Consider the following 15,627-nt stretch of genomic DNA (forward strand, 5'->3'; position numbering starts at 1 on the left):
TGAGGGCGTGGGCGAACGGCTGGGGTGGAGATATGCGGTCCTGATCCCGGCGGTCCTCGCCGCGCTGTCGATGATCGGCCCGTTCAGCATCGACACGCCGTTCCCGGCGTTCCCGGAGCTGGGGCGCGAGCTCGGGGTCGGCAGCGAGGCGCTGCAGCTCATCGTCACCGTCTACCTCGGCTCCTTCGCGCTGATGAGCGTCTTCCACGGCCCGCTCTCCGACGCCGTCGGCCGCCGGCCGGTGATGGCCTGCTCGATCGTGGTGTACGTCGCCGCGTCGGTCGGGTGCGCCCTGGCCGGCGACCTCGCCGTGCTCCTGGCCTTCCGGGCGCTGCAGGGCCTGAGCGCCGGCGGCGCCACGATCGTCAGCCGCACCGTCGTCCGCGACCTCTTCGACGGCGCGCAGGCGCAGCGCCTGATGAGCCGGGTCGCGATCATCTTCGGCCTGGCCCCCGCGATCGGCCCGATCCTCGGCGGCGTGCTGCTCCAGCTCGGGCCGTGGCCGCTGATCTTCGCCTTCCAGGCCGGGCTCGGCGTGGTGCTGATCGCCGCGGTCCTCCTGCTGCTGCCCGAGACGCACCCGCGCGAGCGGCGGGTCCCGCTGCGGGTGGGCGCCGTCCTGGGCGGGTTGGTCGAGGTCGCGCGCGAGGGCGCCTTCCACCGCCTCGGCTGGGCCACCGCCCTCATCTTCGGCGCCCAGTTCCTCTACATCGGCGGCGCCGCCGTCTTCGTCGTCGACGTGCTCGGGCAGGGCGAGCTCGACTTCTGGAAGCTCTTCGTGCCGATGATCGGCGCGATGATGCTCGGCTCCTGGCTGTGCGGCCGCGCCGCCGGCCGGATCACCGCCCGCCGCCTCGTCTCGCTCGGCTGCACGACCTCGTTCGCCGGCGGGGTCGTGGGCGTGATCGTCGCCGCGACCCCGGCCGGCGACCGGATGCCGTGGGCGGTGCTCGGCGTCTCGCTCATCGCGCTCGGCAACGGCATCACCTACCCGACCATCCAGCTCATGCTCCTCGACCGCTTCCCCGCCCGCCGCGGCGCCGTGGTGTCGCTGGCCACCTTCGTGGCGCTCGTCCTCAACGCGGTCACGGCCGTCGCCGTCGTACCCGTCATCGGCGGCTCGGCCCTCGGCTTCGCCGTCGCCGCCCTGATCGGCGTCGGCGCCGGCCAGCTGCTCTGGGCCTGGCACTGCGCCGTCGAGGACCGGGACTGTGCGGTGTCCGGTGAGGTCGGCGAGCTGGAGCCGGTGGAGCTGCTCTGAAGGGGCCTGCATGGATCCCCGGACATCCGGGGATCCATGCGCTTGTCAGGGGTTGCAACACCTGACAAGCGCATGCACTGCCTGTCCGCTGTGACGGATGGGACGCGTGGTGCTCGACCGGGACGGCCGGGTGGGGGTGAGGGTGCCCCGCGCAGTGCAGGCGGATGCGGGATGATCGGGCGCATGGGTCGTCTCGTCGTGCTCGCCGTCCTCGTCGCGCTGCTCGCCCCGGCCGGACCGGTCCGGGCTGCCACCCCGACCGCCCCGACCGCCCCGACCGCCCCGACCGCCCCGACCGCCCCGGCTCGTGCCACCGTCCACTCCGGCGCGGACCTCCCGCTCGCCGGCAAGGTCGTGGTCATCGACCCCGGCCACCAGCTCGGCAACGCCCGCCACCGCCGCGAGATTAACCAGCCCGTCGACGCCGGCAACGGCCAGCGCAAGCCCTGCAACACGACCGGTACGGCGACCAACAGCGGGTTCCCGGAGGCGACGTTCACCTGGAAGGTCGCGCGCAAGCTCCGCAAGCGGCTGCGGGCGCTCGGCGCCGAGGTCGTGCTGACCCGCACCACCAACAGCCGCCGGGACTGGGGGCCCTGCGTCGACGTACGCGGGCGGCTCGGCAACGGCGGCTATCGCGGCTGGGAGCGGCCGGCCGACCTCAAGCTGAGCATCCACGGCGACGGCTCCCTCAGCGGCGGGCGCGGGTTCCACGTCATCGTCGCGGGAAAGCCGCAGGGTCGCGCCGCGTCGACCGCGTTCGGCCGGACCACCCGCGCGGCCCTGCACGACCGCGGCTTCCGCAACGCCACCTACACCGCCGGCGGCCGCGGCTTCGTGTACCGCTCCGACCTCGCCACCCTCAACCTGTCGGAGGTCCCCACCGCCATGGTCGAGCTCGGCAACATGCGCAACGCCGCCGACGCCCGGGTGATGCGCTCGTCGAAGGGACAGAAGAGGTACGCCGCGGCGCTGGCCGCCGCCGTCCGCCGTTACCTCGGCTGAGTCCGGCGACGGCTGCGAGGATGCGCCCATGCTCCACCGCTCCCTCCGGCGCATCGTCCTGCTCGTCGGCGCCCTGGCCGTCGCTTCCGCGCTCTCCGCCTGCAGTACGACGGAGCCGCGCCTCGACCGCGTGGGGGCCGAGAAGGCGGACGGCCCGGGAGATCGGACCGCGGACGAGGAGGACGAGGGGGAGGACGAGCACGACGGAGAGGATGTCCCGCAGGACGACGGGGCCGGCCTGCAGGTCGTCCCGGGGACCGAGCGCGAGGCTCAGGAGCTGGTCGACGCGGCCGAGCGGAAGTTCCTCGAGGAGCCGAGCGCCGAGTTCGAGGTGTGGTGGATCGGCGGCGGAGAGGTCGAGACTCCCATCGAGGGCGCCTTCGATGCCGCGCAGCCGGCGACGGAGGTCACCCTCGGGATGGACGAGGACAACCAGTACGTGATGCGCCTGCGCGGTGAGGACACCTGGCTCCGCGCGACGGTGGACGGCAGGTCGATGGACTGCTGGATGCACCTGACCGGTGGCGCCGTGGACGGCGGTCCGGCAGGGGTGCCCTACCAGGCGTTGCTGCTCTTCGAGCCGGTCGCTCTCGGCCGCAAGGTGCTCACCGACGGCGACCGCTGGTCCCTGGAGAACGGCTACGACCGCATCGGCGACCGGGTGGTCGTCGAGCTCCGGCTGGACGAGGCGCTCCCGGCGGTGTTCCCGCAGCCGGGCGGCCTGGCGGCGAAGCCGCTCGATCCCCGGGCACGGGTGCGCGCGGTGGCGAACGTCGGGGTGGGCGGGCGCTACTCGAGCATCGAGTACGACGTCGCCGACCTGTTCGACGCGCTCGCGGCATCCCGCGGCGGCGTTCCGGAAGAGCTGCGCGGGCTCGTGGCCGAGCCGATCATGCAGGACCTGCAGGTGGAGATCAGGTATCACGACTACGGCAGCCCGGTCGAGGTCGCGGCGCCGCCGCGCGCGGAGGTGGCCGACTTCGGCAGCTGGAGCGACCTCCTCGCCGGAATCGAGGACCCGGCCGCCCGCGAGCCGGGCAGCGCGCCGTCCTGTGACGCCGCGCTCCGCGGCGCCTGAGCGAGACCTCAGCCGGCGGTCAGCCGAGCCACCCCTGCGAGCGGGATGGGCAGCCAGGTGGGGCGGTTGCGGGCCTCGTAGACGCATTCGTAGACGGCCTTGTCGACGACGTACGCCGTGAGCAGCACCCGGTCGGTGGCGCCCAGGGCGCCGTCGTCGCAGTAGGCGGACAGGAACGCCCGGCGGTTGCGCCGGGCCCACTCGGCGGCGCGGACCGAGCGCTGGTGCAGGACGTCGGGATCCACGTCGGGGAGCGACTCGGCGACGGCGTGGGGGGCATAGTCGAAGGACCGGGTCATGCCCGCGACGTCCCGCCACGGGGAGTCGGGCAGCAGCCGCTCGGCCAGGGGCTTGGCCGGCTCGCCCTCGAAGTCGACGATCTTCCACCCGTTGACCGTGCGGAGGGTCTGGCCCAGGTGGAGGTCGCCGTGGACCCGCTGTACCGGGATCTCGCCGAGGCCGGCCATGGCGGCGAAGACGGCGCGTGCGGCGTCGGCGTGCTCGGCCAGCTCCGGTACGACGAGCGTCGCCGCGTCCAGCCGCTCGGACATCAGCGCCGCCACGGACTCGGCGGGGGCGACGGCGGTGGGGAAGGAGGAGCGCAGCTGGGCGTGGACGTCGGCGAGGGCGGTGCCCAAGCGGGTGGCCTCGCCGGCGAAGTCGCCGCCGACCTCCTCGGCGTGCAGGTCGGCCTCGGCGAACAGGTCGCGGACGCTGGCCAGCGCCAGGTCCCAGCCGTCGCTGGCGGTGCGCAGGAACTGCTGGAGCATCCCGAGCTGGAGGTCCTCGACCTCGATCCACCCGTAGAGCTGGGCGACGTACGGCGACCCGGCCTCGGTGAGCACCCGGTGGGTGGTGATGTCGGGGTTCTCGCCCGGGGTGACCTTGCGGAACAGCTTGAGCACGGAGTCCTCGCCGAAGAGGACCGAGGAGTTCGACTGCTCGCCGCTGAACAGGCTGCCAGGGGCGTCGAGGTCGAGGTCGTGGCCCGGCAGCCGCACGAAGCCGGGCCGCTCGCCGAAGGAGCGCAGCAGCTGGGCCATGGCCGCGCGGTCGTGGGCCGCGTCGTACGCGAACGCACCGTCCTCGGCCGTCGGCCAGCGCCCGACCAGCGCGTGCTCGAGTCGCTCCTGCGGCTCGTCGTACAGGGCGAGGGGGAGCTGGTAGAGCTCCCGGTCGGCGGTGCCGTCGTAGCTCACCTCGACCAGGAGGAGCACGACCTCCGGGCCCGGCGGTGCCGGCTCCAGCCGGCCGAGCTCGCGGGTCCCCGTGACGGTGAACGCGCGGCCCTTGCCGCCGAACCAGCGGGCCTGGGCGAGGAAGGACGCGATCACAGCACGGGCCTCCCTGTCGTCTCCGGATCCGTCAACCGGAACCAGTAGAACCCGTGCCCGCTGAGCGTCAGCAGATACGGGAGCTCGCCGATCCGCGGGAACGGTACGCCGCCCAGCAGCTCGACCGGGACCCGCCCCTCGAACCGGCGCAGGTCCAGCTCCACCGGCTGCGGGAAGCGGGAGAGGTTGTTGACGCAGAGAATGACGTCGTCGGTGTCGGAGGCGACGCCCGGCAGCTCCCGGACGTACGACAGCACGGTCGGGTTGGAGCCGCCGAGGTCGGCGAACGTGCCCAGCCCGAACGCGTCGTGCTGGCGGCGGATGTGGATCATCCGGCGGGTCCAGTGCAGCAGCGAGGACGGGTTCTCCAGCTGTGCCTCGACGTTGACGCTCTGGTAGCCGTAGACCGGGTCCTGGATCGCCGGCAGGTGCAGCTTGCCGGGGGTCGCCGAGGAGAAGCCGGCGTTGCGGTCGGGCGTCCACTGCATCGGCGTACGGACGCCGTCGCGGTCGCCGAGCCAGATGTTGTCGCCCATCCCGATCTCGTCGCCGTAGTAGAGGACGGGGGAGCCGGGCAGCGACAGCAGCAGCGCGGTGAACAGCTCGATCTGGTTGGTGTCGTTGTCGAGCAGCGGCGCCAGCCGGCGGCGGATGCCGATATTGGCCTTCATGCGGGGGTCCTTGGCGTACTCGCCCCACATGTAGTCGCGGTCCTCGTCGGTGACCATCTCCAGGGTCAGCTCGTCGTGGTTGCGCAGGAAGATGCCCCACTGGCAGCCGGCCGGGATGTCCGGGGTCTGGTCCATGATCTCCGAGATCGGGAAGCGCGACTCGCGGCGTACCGCCATGAAGATGCGCGGCATGACGGGGAAGTGGAAGGCCATGTGGCACTCGTCGCCGCCGACCTCCGGGTCGCCGAAGTACTCGACGACGTCGGTCGGCCACTGGTTGGCCTCGCAGAGCAGCACCCGGCCGGGGTAGTTGTCGTCGACGAACCTCCGCACCTTCCTGAGGAACTCGTGCGTCTCGGGGAGGTTCTCGCCGTTGGTGCCCGGCCGCTCGTAGAGATAGGGCACCGCGTCCAGCCGGAAGCCGTCGAGACCCATGTCGAGCCAGAACGCCATCGCCTCCAGCATCGCGTCGTGGACCTTGGGGTTGTCGAAGTTGAGGTCCGGCTGGTGGTGGAAGAAGCGGTGCCAGTAGTACTGGTTGCGGGTCTGGTCCCACGTCCAGTTCGACGGCTCGGTGTCGACGAAGATGATCCGCGCGTCCTGGTAGAGCTCGTCGGTGTCGGACCACACGTAGAAGTCGCCGTACGGCCCGTCGGGGTCGCTGCGCGAGGCCTGGAACCACGGGTGCGCGTCGCTCGTGTGGTTCATGACGAAGTCGATGATCACCCGGATCCCGCGCTCGTGGGCCGCGTCGAGGAAGGCGTGGAAGTCGTCGGTGGTGCCGCACTCCGGGAGGATGTCGGTGTAGTCGGCGACGTCGTAGCCGCCGTCGCGCAGCGGCGAGGTGAAGAACGGCGGCACCCACAGGCAGTCGACGCCCAGCCACTGCAGGTAGTCGAGCTTCTCGGTCAGGCCGCGGAAGTCGCCCGTGCCGTCGGCGTTGGAGTCGCGGAAGGACCGCACCAGCACCTCGTAGAAGACGGCCGTCCGGAACCACTCCGGCTCCTCGTTGAGGACGATCGTCTCGGCGGTGGTCATGCGTGCCCCTTCACGGTCAGGATGTGCGCCGGCTGGGCCGGATCGAGCCGGACGTAGTCGTGCTCGCCCCAGGTCCACGCAGCTCCGGTCAGCTCGTCGTGGACGGTGAACGAGGTGCCGGGCTCGAGGCCGAGCGCGGCCAGGTCGAGATGGACCATCGACTCGCGCACCTGGTGGGGATCGAGGCTGAGGACCACGATCACGGTGTCGCCGCCCGCGCGCTTCGACCAGCACACGACGTGGTCGTCCTCGGCGGCGTGCAGGTGCAGGTTGCGCAGCAGCTGGAGCGCGGGGTGGCCGCGGCGGATCGCGTTGAGCCGGGTGATGTACGCCGGCAGGCCGTCGCCGTTCGCGGCGCCGGCCTCCCAGTCGCGGACCCGGATCTGGTACTTCTCCGAGTCGAGGTACTCCTCGCTGCCCGGGCGCACGGCCACGTGCTCGCCGAGCTCGTACCCGGCGTACATGCCCCACGTGGGCGAGGACATCGACGCGAGCACGGCGCGGATCCGGAAGGCGGCCGGGCCGCCGTACTGCAGGAACTCGTGGAGGATGTCGGGGGTGTTGACGAAGAAGTTCGGCCGGATCCGGTGCGCGGACTCGGTGGCGACCTCGCGCAGGTAGTCCTCGACGTCGACCTTCTCGGTGCGCCAGGTGAAGTAGGTGTAGGACTGGTGGAAGCCGATCGCGCCCAGCGTCTGCAGCATCGGCGGCTTCGTGAACGCCTCCGCCAGGAAGATCACGTCCGGGTCGGTGGCGCGGACCTCGGCGAGCAGCCACTGCCAGAACGCGACCGGCTTGGTGTGGGGGTTGTCGACGCGGAAGATCCGCACGCCGTGGTCCATCCAGTGGCGGACGACGCGCAGCACCTCGGCCGAGATGCCGGCGGGGTCGTTGTCGAAGTTGACCGGGTAGATGTCCTGGTACTTCTTCGGCGGGTTCTCGGCGTAGGCGATCGACCCGTCGGCGCGGGTGGTGAACCACTCCGGGTGCGCCGCGACCCAGGGGTGGTCGGGCGCGCACTGCAGCGCGAGGTCGAGCGCGACCTCCAGGTCGAGCGCGCGGGCGGCCGCGACGAAGGCGTCGAAGTCCTCGATCGTGCCGAGGTCGGGGTGCACGGCGTCGTGGCCGCCGTGCCTGCTCCCGATCGCCCAGGGCGAGCCCGTCCAGTCCGGCGGCGTCGGCTCGCCCTCGGGCAGCACGGTGTTGTTGGGGCCCTTGCGGTTGACCTCGCCGATCGGGTGGATCGGGGGGAGGTAGACCACGTCGAAGCCCATCGCGGCCACGGCGGGCAGCCGCTCGGCCGCCGTACGGAAGGTGCCGCTGACCACCTCGCCGGTCGCCGGGTCGTACGTTGCGCCCTCCGAGCGCGGGAAGAGCTCGTACCAGCTCCCGAACAGCGCCCGAGAGCGGTCGACGAACACCGGGAACGGCCCCTCGACGGAGCGCAGGTCCCGCAGTGGGTGCGCCTCGAGCGTGGTGACCACCTCGGGCGACTCGAGCTGCGCGAGCCGGGCCTCGACCGGGCGGGCCGCGTCGGCGCACGCCGCGCTGGCGGCCCGGAGCGTCCTCTGCTCGGCCCTCGTGAGCCCGCCGGCCGCGAGGACCCGCTCGACCAGGAGCCGGCCCTCGGCGAACATCAGCTCGACGTCCACGCCGGCGCGGATCTTGATGCCGGCGGCGTGGTACCAGGTGCCGAGGGGGCTGGACCACGCCTGCACCTCGAACGACCACGCGCCCTCCGCGTCCGCGCTCACCCAGGCCTCGTACCGGTCGACCGTGAAGCGGTCGGCGGCGGGCAGCGCGTGCATCCGCACCGGTGGTCGTCGTACGCCGTCGGGGCCGGTCAGCACCACCTCGGCCCCGAGGCGGTCGTGCCCCTCGCGGAACACGGTCGCGCGGACCGGGAAGGGCTCGCCCAGACTGGCCTTCGCCGGCAGGCGGCCCTGGCTGGCGCCGGCCTCGAGGACCGGCTCGACGTCGATCACGGGGATGCGTCCGACCATGCCCCCAGCCAACCGGCCGCGCCCCGGTCAGGCAAGCCGGGCGCTCCCCGCGACGTAGAATCTCAGGTTTCGCTTAGCGCGTCACGCCGCCGGCGACCGCGAGTGAGGACGATGGGGGCATGCCCGTCCCTGTGGCCGTCGTGCTCACCCTGTGCTTCGCGGGGTGCGGCGGCTACGCGGCGAGCCGGCTGCGCTCCGCGGGCGGCCCTTGCACCCGCCGTCGGTACGCCGCGCACCTGGCCATGGCGGTCGCGATGGTGGTGATGGCGTGGGCGACGCCCCCGACCCCCGTCGCGTACGCCGCGGGGTGCGCCTTCGTCACGCTCGCCGCCTGGTTCGTCTGGGAGGGCGTTCGCGAGGACCGGGCCGTCGCCCGGCTCGCCTCGCTCCACCACGCGGTGATGGCCGCCGTCATGGCCGTCATGTACGCCGCGATGGTCGCGCCGGCCGGAGAAGCCGCCGGCGGTCACCACCAGGGCACCGGTGGTCCGGCGCTCGGCCTGGCGGCGAGCAGCCTGCTGGTGGGAGCCCTGCTGCTCGCCCCTGCGGGCGTGGTCTGGCTGGAGTCCCGGCACCGCGACCGCTGGCTCGAGGGCGCTGCGGGCCTCGGCATGGCGCTGGGCGCCGCGGCGATGGCCGTCGCCCACTGAGCGGGACGCGGCAGACTCAGTCGAAGAGGTCCGCGGACTCGGTGACGGCGCGGCGCAGCATTGATCAGCGATTCCCCAGGTGTCGAGCAGGCCGGTGTCGGTGGTGGAGAGGATCCGCTCGTGGGCCTCGGCCGGAACCTCGATGCCGCGCTTCTCCGGGACGGTGAGCAGTGCGGTGGCCGCTCCTGCGGACGAGCGCCCGTCAGGGCGGGCAGGTGGACCAGGACCGCGCCGTCGTGTGACGTGTGGGACGCCGGTGACGTGGGATCCGACGAGCAGCCTCAGCCGGTGAGGTCCCACACGGCGACCGGCTCGCCCGCACCGACCGCGGTGACGTCGGCCGGGATGTCGAGCAGGCAGTCGGCGCCGGCGAGCCAGCCGAGGAAGCCGGAGCCGGGCGGTCCCCAGGGCCGGACGGTGCCGGCCGCCCGGTCCAGCCGGCCGCGGCGGAGCTGGCGCTTGCCGGGGACGGACTCGATCGCCTCGGTGAGCGCGGCGTGCACGACCGGCCGGGTGGTCCGGGGGAGGCCGGCCACGGCTCGCAGCGCGGGCCGCACGAAGACCTCGAACGAGACCAGGGAGCTGACCGGGTTGCCCGGCAGGCACACGACCGGGACGCCGTCGTAGCGCCCGGCGCCCTGCGGCATCCCGGGCTGCATGGCGACCTTGACGAACTCGATGCCGCGCGGGCCGAGCCCGTCCTTGACGACCTCGTAGGCGCCCGCGCTCACGCCGCCGGAGGTGAGCACGAGGTCGATCCCGTCGAGCTCGGCGTCGAGGAGGGCGAGGAAGGCCGGGACGTCGTCGGCGACCCACAGCCGGCGGACGGCGACCGCGCCGGCGTCCTCGACGGCGGCGGCGAGCATTGCGCCGTTGGCGTCCCGGATCTGGCCGAGCTCCGGGCGCGGGTCCGCGGCGAGCTCCGAGCCGGTCGACACGACCAGGACCCGCGGGCGCGCCCGCACCTCGATCTCGGGTACGCCGAGCGCGGCCAGCAGGCCGAGCTGGGCCGGGCCGACCAGGGTGCCGGCGGCCAGGACGGGATCGCCGACCGCGACGTCGCCGCCGCGGGCGCGGACGAAGGAGCCGGCCTCGCGGGCCGCGCGGACGGTCACCACGTCGGTGCCGCCGTCGGTCTGCTCGACCTCGACGATCGCGTCGGCGCCGGCGGGCACGGGGGCGCCGGTCATGATCCGGTGGGCGGTGCCGGGGGCCAGCGTGCCGGCGGCGGCCCCGGCCGGGATCTCGCCGGCGACGGTCAGCCGCACCGGGCTGTCGGCGCCGGCGCCGGCGACGTCCGCCGCGCGGACGGCGTACCCGTCCATCGCGGAGTTGTCGAAGGCCGGGAGCGGCTCGGGGGAGGCCACGGCGGCGGCGAGCACCCGACCGGCCGCCCCGGCGGCCGGCACGGACTCCGGGGCGCGTGCGGAGCCGTCGGCGAGGAGCGAGAGGACCCGTGCCTGGTGGTCGGCGACGGGCAGCAGCGCAGCGGTCACGCCGCCACGCTACTCGCGCCCGGCGGCGGGCCGAGCGCTCCCCGGCACGAGTTCAGTGAACACTGAGGTCATCTTGGGGACGCTCCGTGACGTCCGCCACTCTGGATGCATGCAGGATGTCGTTGCCGCGCTGTCCGCCGACTGGCGGGCCGGCGCCCGGTCGGGCCTCGCCACCGTGGTCCGCACCCAGCGCTCCGCGCCCCGTCCCGCGGGCGCCACCATGCTGCGCCGCGCGGACGACTCCGTCGTCGGGTCGGTCTCGGGCGGCTGCGTCGAGGGCGCCGTCTACGACCTGGCCGGCGAGGTGCTCGCCTCCGGTACGCCGGCGCTGCAGCGCTACGGCGTCAGCGACGACGACGCCTTCGCCGTGGGCCTGACCTGCGGCGGCATCCTCGACGTCTTCGTCGAGCCGGTCTCGCCCGAGACCTTCCCCGAGCTCGGGGGCGTCCTCGAGGACCTCGAGGCCGGTCGACCGGTCGCGGTGGTCACCGTGGTCGCCCACCCCGACCCCGAGCACCTCGGCCGGCACCTCGTGGTCCGCCCGGACACGCCGTCCGAGGGAGCCCTCGGCGACGCGCGACTGGACGACGTGCTCACCGAGGACGCCCGCGGCCTGCTGTCCGCGGGCCTGAGCACCATCATGGAGTACGGCGCCGGTGGTGTCCGCCAGGGCGAGGGTGTCGAGGTCTTCGTCTCCTCGATGGCCCCGCGCCCCGGATGCTGGTCGTCGGCGCCATCGACTTCGCGGCGGCGGCCGCGCGTCAGGGCAAGCTGCTCGGCTACCGCGTCACGGTGTGCGACGCCCGCGGCCTGTTCGCGACCCGGGCCCGGTTCCCCGACGTCGACGAGGTGGTCGTCGAGTGGCCGAGCCGCTATCTCGCGGCCGAGATCGACGCGGGGAGGTTCGATGACCGAAGCGTCGTCTGCGTCCTCACCCACGACCCGAAGTTCGACGTGCCGGTGCTGCTGGAGTCCTTCCGGCTGCCGGCCGGGTGCTTCATCGGCGCGATGGGGTCCCGGCGTACCCACAACGACCGGCTGGAGCGGCTGCGCGCGGCGGGCGCGACCGAGGAGGACCTGGCCCGGCTGCACAGCCCGATCGGACTCGACCTCGGCGCCCGGACCCCGGAGGAGACCGCGGTCTCGATCGCGGCCGAGGTGATCCGGACCCAGTGGGGAGGCGGCGGGGCGGCCCTCGCCGCGACGACCGGAAGGATCCACGCCCGCAGGGGTGGTCCGGCGCGTAGCATGTCACCGATCACGAGTGCGTGACGGAGGGCCGACGACATGCAGGTTCCCGCGCCGCTGGAGTACGTACGCGCGACCAGCGTGTCGGATGCCATCGGGCTGCTCGAGCGCCTCGGCGAGGAGGCGCGGATCATCGCCGGCGGCCACAGCCTGCTGCCGATGATGAAGCTGCGCCTGGCGACGCCGGAGTACCTCATCGACGTCAACGACCTGCACGACGAGCTGAGCTACATCCGCCGCACGGGTTCCCAGCTGAGGGTCGGCGCCCTCACCCGGCACCGCGAGCTGCTGGAGTCCGAGGAGCTCGTCGAGCACTTCCCGATCTTCCGCGACGCCGAGCGGGTCATCGCCGACCCGCCGGTCCGCAACCGCGGCACGCTCGGCGGCGCCTTGTGCCAGGCGGATCCCTCCGAGGACCTCTCGTCGGTCTGTACGACGCTCAACGCCAGCTGCGTCATCCGCGGCAGCGCGGGGGAGCGTGTCGTCACGATGGAGGAGTTCTACCGCGGGCCCTACGAGACCGCCGTCGGCCCCGCGGAGATGCTCACCGAGGTCCGCATCCCGATCCGCCGCGGCGGCAGCAACGCCTACGCGAAGGTCGACCGGCGCGCCGGCGACTGGGCGGTCACCGCCGCCGGGGCGGCGCTGTGGCTCGACGGGGGAGCCGACGGCGTGATCGCCGACGCCCGGGTCGGCCTCGCGGCGGTCGGCCCCAGCACGACAGGCATCCCGGCCATCTCCGCCGCCCTGCAGGGCCGTCCGCCCAGCGCGGAGGCGTTCGCCGAGGCGGGCCGGATAGCCGCCGAGTCGTGCTCGCCGACCACCGACGGCCGCGGCACCGAGGCCTACAAGCGCCACTTGGCCGGGGAGCTCACCCGCCGCACTCTCGCGACGGCGTACCAGCGGATCCAGGAGCGCGAGGTGCTGGGCTGATGCAGGTCAGCATGACCGTCAACGGCGAGCCGGTGGTCAGCGATGTCGAGCCGCGACTGCTCCTCGTCCACTACCTGCGCGACGTCCTCGGCCTGACCGGCACGCACTGGGGCTGCGACACCAGCAACTGCGGCGCCTGCGTCGTCCTGCTCGACGGCGAGCCGGTGAAGTCCTGCACCGTGCTGACGCCCATGGCGGGCGGCCACGAGGTGCGAACCGTGGAGAGCCTGGAGCAGGACGGCTACCTCGACCCGGTCCAGCAGGGCTTCATCGAGTGCCACGGCCTGCAGTGCGGGTTCTGCACCCCGGGCATGCTCATGTCCGCCCGCGCCCTGCTCGACGCGAACCCGAAGCCCACCGACGACGACGTCCGCGAGGCGATCTCCGGCCAGATCTGCCGGTGCACCGGCTACCGCAGCATCGTGCGGTCGGTGCAGTGGGCCGCGGAGCACCCCGATCCGGTGCCCGCACCGGAGCCGGCGTGGCCGGCCGGCACGGTGGGGGGCCTGTCATGACGATCCAGGAGACGGCCCAGGACGCTGTACCCACGGGCACCCACGGCCACGGTCGGCGACCGCGCCGTGAGGCGCCGCGGTTCGTGCGCGGGCGCGGCCGCTACGTCGACGACATCACCCTGCCCGGCATGCTCCACCTCGCGATCCTCCGCTCGCCGGTCGCCCACGCGCGGATCGTCTCCCTCGACACCACCGCCGCCCGGGCGCACCCGAAGGTCAAGGCCGTCGTGACCGGGGCCGACCTCGCCGAGCGCGGCCTGGCCTGGATGCCCACGCTGTCGGAGGACCGGCAGGCCGTCCTCGCCACCGACAAGGTCCGCTTCCAGGGCCAGGAGGTCGCCTTCGTCGTCGCCGAGGACCGCTACTCCGCCCGCGACGCCCTCGAGCTGATCGAGGTCGAGTACGACGAGCTGCCGGTCGTCGTCGACGCGCGCCGGGCGCTCGCCGAGGACGCCGTGCTGATCCGCGACGACCTCCCCGGCAAGACCGACAACCTCGCGTTCGAGTGGGAGAGCGGCGACGCCGAGGCCACCCGCGCCGCCTTCGCGCGCGCCGACGTCCGCGTCGTGCAGGACATGGTCGTCCCGCGCGTCCACCCGGCGCCGCTGGAGACCTGCGGTGCCGTCGCCGACTACGACCGGGTGGAGGGCCGGCTCACCCTGTGGTGCACCAGCCAGGCGCCGCACGCCCACCGGATGCTGTTGGCCACCATCTCGGGGCTGCCCGAACACCGGATCCGGGTGGTCTCGCCCGACGTCGGCGGCGGCTTCGGCAACAAGGTCCCGATCTACCCCGGCTACCTGTGCGCGATCGTCGGGTCGATTCTGACCGGGCACCCGGTGAAGTGGGTCGAGGACCGCACCGAGAACCTGGTCAGCACGACCTTCGCCCGCGACTACGTCATGCACGGCGAGATCGCGGCGACCCGCGACGGGCGGATCCTCGCCGTACGCAGCCACGTGCTCGCCGACCACGGCGCCTTCAACGCGGCAGCGACGCCGACGAAGTACCCGGCCGGCTTCTTCGGCGTGTTCACCGGCTCCTACGCCATCGAGGCGGCCTACTGCCACGTCACCGCGGTCCACACCAACAAGGCGCCGGGCGGCGTCGCCTACGCCTGCTCCTTCCGGATCGCGGAGGCCGCCTATCTCGTCGAGCGCCTCGTCGACCTGCTCGCCGCGGAGCTCGGCCTCGACCCCGCCGAGCTGCGCCGCCGCAACCTGATCCCGCCCGACGCCTTCCCCTACGCCACCCCGACCGGTTGGGTCTACGACTCCGGCGACTACCCGACCGCGCTGGCGCGGCTCCTCGAGACGGCCGGGTACGACGACCTCCGCGCCGAGCAGGCCGAGCGCCGCGCTCGCGGGGAGCCGATGGGCATCGGACTCTCCTTCTTCACCGAGGCCGTCGGCGCCGGCCCGCGCAAGGACATGGACATGGCCGGGCTGGGGATGGCCGACACCTGCGAGGTGCGCGTGCACCCCACCGGCAAGGCCGTCGTCCGGGTGTCGGTGCAGACCCAGGGGCAGGGCCACGAGACGACCTTCGCCCAGATCGTCGCCGAGGAGCTGGGCATGGCCACCGACGACGTCGACGTCGTCCACGGCGACACCGACCTCACGCCGTTCGGCCTCGGCACCTACGGCAGCCGCTCCACGCCGGTCTCCGGCGCCGCGGCCGCGCTCGCGGCGCGCCAGGTCCGGGAGAAGGGGCGGCTGGTCGCCTCCTCCCTTCTCGAGGCGGCGCCCGCCGACGTGGAGTGGGAGCGCGGAGCCTTCCGGGTCAAGGGCGACCCCGGCCGCGCGGTCACCCTCGCCGAGGTCGCCGTCCGCGCCTACGGTCCGGACGCACCGCCGTCCCCCGACGGCCAGGGCGCGCTGGAGGCGAACGTCTGCTACGACCCGGCAAGCCTCACCTTCCCCTACGGCGCCTACCTGTGCGTCGTGGACGTGGACCCGGGCACGGGCAAGGTCAGCGTTCGCCGGTTCGTGACGGTCGACGACTGCGGCACGCGGATCAACGACGACGTCGTCGAGGGCCAGATCCATCGCGGCCTGACCGACGGCATCGGGCTGGCGCTGATGGAGCAGATCAGCTTCGACGAGTACGGCAACTGCCTCAACGGCTCCCTCATGGACTATCTCATCCCGACGGCGCTGGAGGTGCCCGAGTGGGAGACGTCGATGATGGTGACCCCGTCGCCGCACCACCCGATCGGGGCCAAGGGGATCGGGGAGTCGGCGACCGTGGGCTCGCCCGCCGCCGTGGTCAACGCCGTGGTCGACGCGCTCGCCCCCTACGGGGTGCGCCATGCCGACATGCCGCTCACCCCCTCCCGGGTGTGGGAGGCCATGCAGGGGCGCGCCGAGCCGCCCGGATGAGCCAGACGAGGAGA

The 15,627-nt window shown here is 73.4% G+C and carries 12 protein-coding genes and 1 pseudogene; 9 read left to right on the forward strand and 4 right to left on the reverse strand.

The features are described from left to right. Positions 1–7 precede the first annotated feature (7 nt). The 3 genes from FIV44_RS25050 (at position 8) to FIV44_RS25065 (ending at position 3,344) form a co-directional block, all read left to right on the forward strand. Positions 8–1,261 (forward strand): multidrug effflux MFS transporter, encoded by a 1,254-nt coding sequence (locus tag FIV44_RS25050; protein WP_219996163.1) that lies wholly within the window; start codon positions 8–10, stop codon positions 1,259–1,261. A gap of 183 nt (positions 1,262–1,444) precedes the next feature. Then, positions 1,445–2,266 carry an N-acetylmuramoyl-L-alanine amidase family protein gene (locus FIV44_RS25060; RefSeq protein ID WP_219996164.1) on the forward strand — a complete coding sequence of 274 codons (822 nt, stop codon included), beginning with the start codon at positions 1,445–1,447 and terminating at the stop codon, positions 2,264–2,266. Positions 2,267–2,294: 28 nt separating this feature from the next. Beyond that, the gene (locus tag FIV44_RS25065) at positions 2,295–3,344 is read left to right on the forward strand and encodes a hypothetical protein (protein ID WP_141006821.1); all 1,050 of its coding nucleotides are present in this window, start codon (positions 2,295–2,297) and stop codon (positions 3,342–3,344) included. Between the two features lie 8 nt (positions 3,345–3,352). Here FIV44_RS25065 and FIV44_RS25070 read toward each other — a convergent pair whose 3' ends face one another. Genes FIV44_RS25070 through FIV44_RS25080 form a run of 3 tightly spaced genes read right to left on the reverse strand, consistent with a single transcriptional unit; the run spans position 3,353 to position 8,390 of the window. Beyond that, entirely contained in the window at positions 3,353–4,678 is a 1,326-nt protein-coding gene (locus FIV44_RS25070) for a maltokinase N-terminal cap-like domain-containing protein (protein ID WP_141006822.1), read from the reverse strand. Beyond that, complete coding sequence (gene treS / locus FIV44_RS25075; RefSeq protein ID WP_141006823.1) at positions 4,675–6,387, reverse strand: maltose alpha-D-glucosyltransferase; 1,713 nt, start codon at positions 6,385–6,387, stop codon at positions 4,675–4,677. Before treS ends, FIV44_RS25070 begins: the two co-directional genes overlap by 4 nt. Then, the gene (locus tag FIV44_RS25080) at positions 6,384–8,390 is read right to left on the reverse strand and encodes an alpha-1,4-glucan--maltose-1-phosphate maltosyltransferase (RefSeq protein WP_141006824.1); all 2,007 of its coding nucleotides are present in this window, start codon (positions 8,388–8,390) and stop codon (positions 6,384–6,386) included. The genes treS and FIV44_RS25080 overlap by 4 nt, the downstream gene beginning before the upstream one ends. Positions 8,391–8,509: 119 nt before the next feature. Between FIV44_RS25080 and FIV44_RS25085 the strand changes: the two genes are divergently transcribed. Continuing rightward, positions 8,510–9,040, forward strand: coding sequence for a DUF5134 domain-containing protein (locus FIV44_RS25085; protein WP_141006825.1), 531 nt, complete (start codon positions 8,510–8,512; stop codon positions 9,038–9,040). A 281-nt stretch (positions 9,041–9,321) separates the two neighbouring features. Here the strand turns inward: FIV44_RS25085 and FIV44_RS25090 are convergent, their stop codons facing one another. Beyond that, the gene (locus FIV44_RS25090) at positions 9,322–10,536 is read right to left on the reverse strand and encodes a molybdopterin molybdotransferase MoeA (RefSeq protein WP_219996165.1); all 1,215 of its coding nucleotides are present in this window, start codon (positions 10,534–10,536) and stop codon (positions 9,322–9,324) included. A gap of 109 nt (positions 10,537–10,645) precedes the next feature. Between FIV44_RS25090 and FIV44_RS32670 the strand changes: the two are divergent. The 5 genes and pseudogenes from FIV44_RS32670 to FIV44_RS25110 form a co-directional block, all read left to right on the forward strand. Beyond that, a pseudogene (locus tag FIV44_RS32670) lies at positions 10,646–11,128 on the forward strand (XdhC family protein); the annotation flags it as partial. Between the two features lie 125 nt (positions 11,129–11,253). Further along, positions 11,254–11,808 carry an XdhC family protein gene (locus FIV44_RS32675; RefSeq protein ID WP_246086608.1) on the forward strand — a complete coding sequence of 185 codons (555 nt, stop codon included), beginning with the start codon at positions 11,254–11,256 and terminating at the stop codon, positions 11,806–11,808. Between the two features lie 15 nt (positions 11,809–11,823). Continuing rightward, positions 11,824–12,717 (forward strand): FAD binding domain-containing protein, encoded by an 894-nt coding sequence (locus FIV44_RS25100; protein ID WP_141006826.1) that lies wholly within the window; start codon positions 11,824–11,826, stop codon positions 12,715–12,717. Continuing rightward, positions 12,717–13,232, forward strand: coding sequence for a (2Fe-2S)-binding protein (locus FIV44_RS25105; protein ID WP_141006827.1), 516 nt, complete (start codon positions 12,717–12,719; stop codon positions 13,230–13,232). The genes FIV44_RS25100 and FIV44_RS25105 overlap by 1 nt, the downstream gene beginning before the upstream one ends. Beyond that, positions 13,229–15,613 (forward strand): aerobic carbon-monoxide dehydrogenase large subunit, encoded by a 2,385-nt coding sequence (locus tag FIV44_RS25110; RefSeq protein ID WP_141006828.1) that lies wholly within the window; start codon positions 13,229–13,231, stop codon positions 15,611–15,613. The genes FIV44_RS25105 and FIV44_RS25110 overlap by 4 nt, the downstream gene beginning before the upstream one ends. Positions 15,614–15,627: the final 14 nt, after the last annotated feature.

It is taken from the genome of Nocardioides humi (assembly GCF_006494775.1).
In the GTDB taxonomy this organism is placed as follows: domain Bacteria; phylum Actinomycetota; class Actinomycetes; order Propionibacteriales; family Nocardioidaceae; genus Nocardioides; species Nocardioides humi.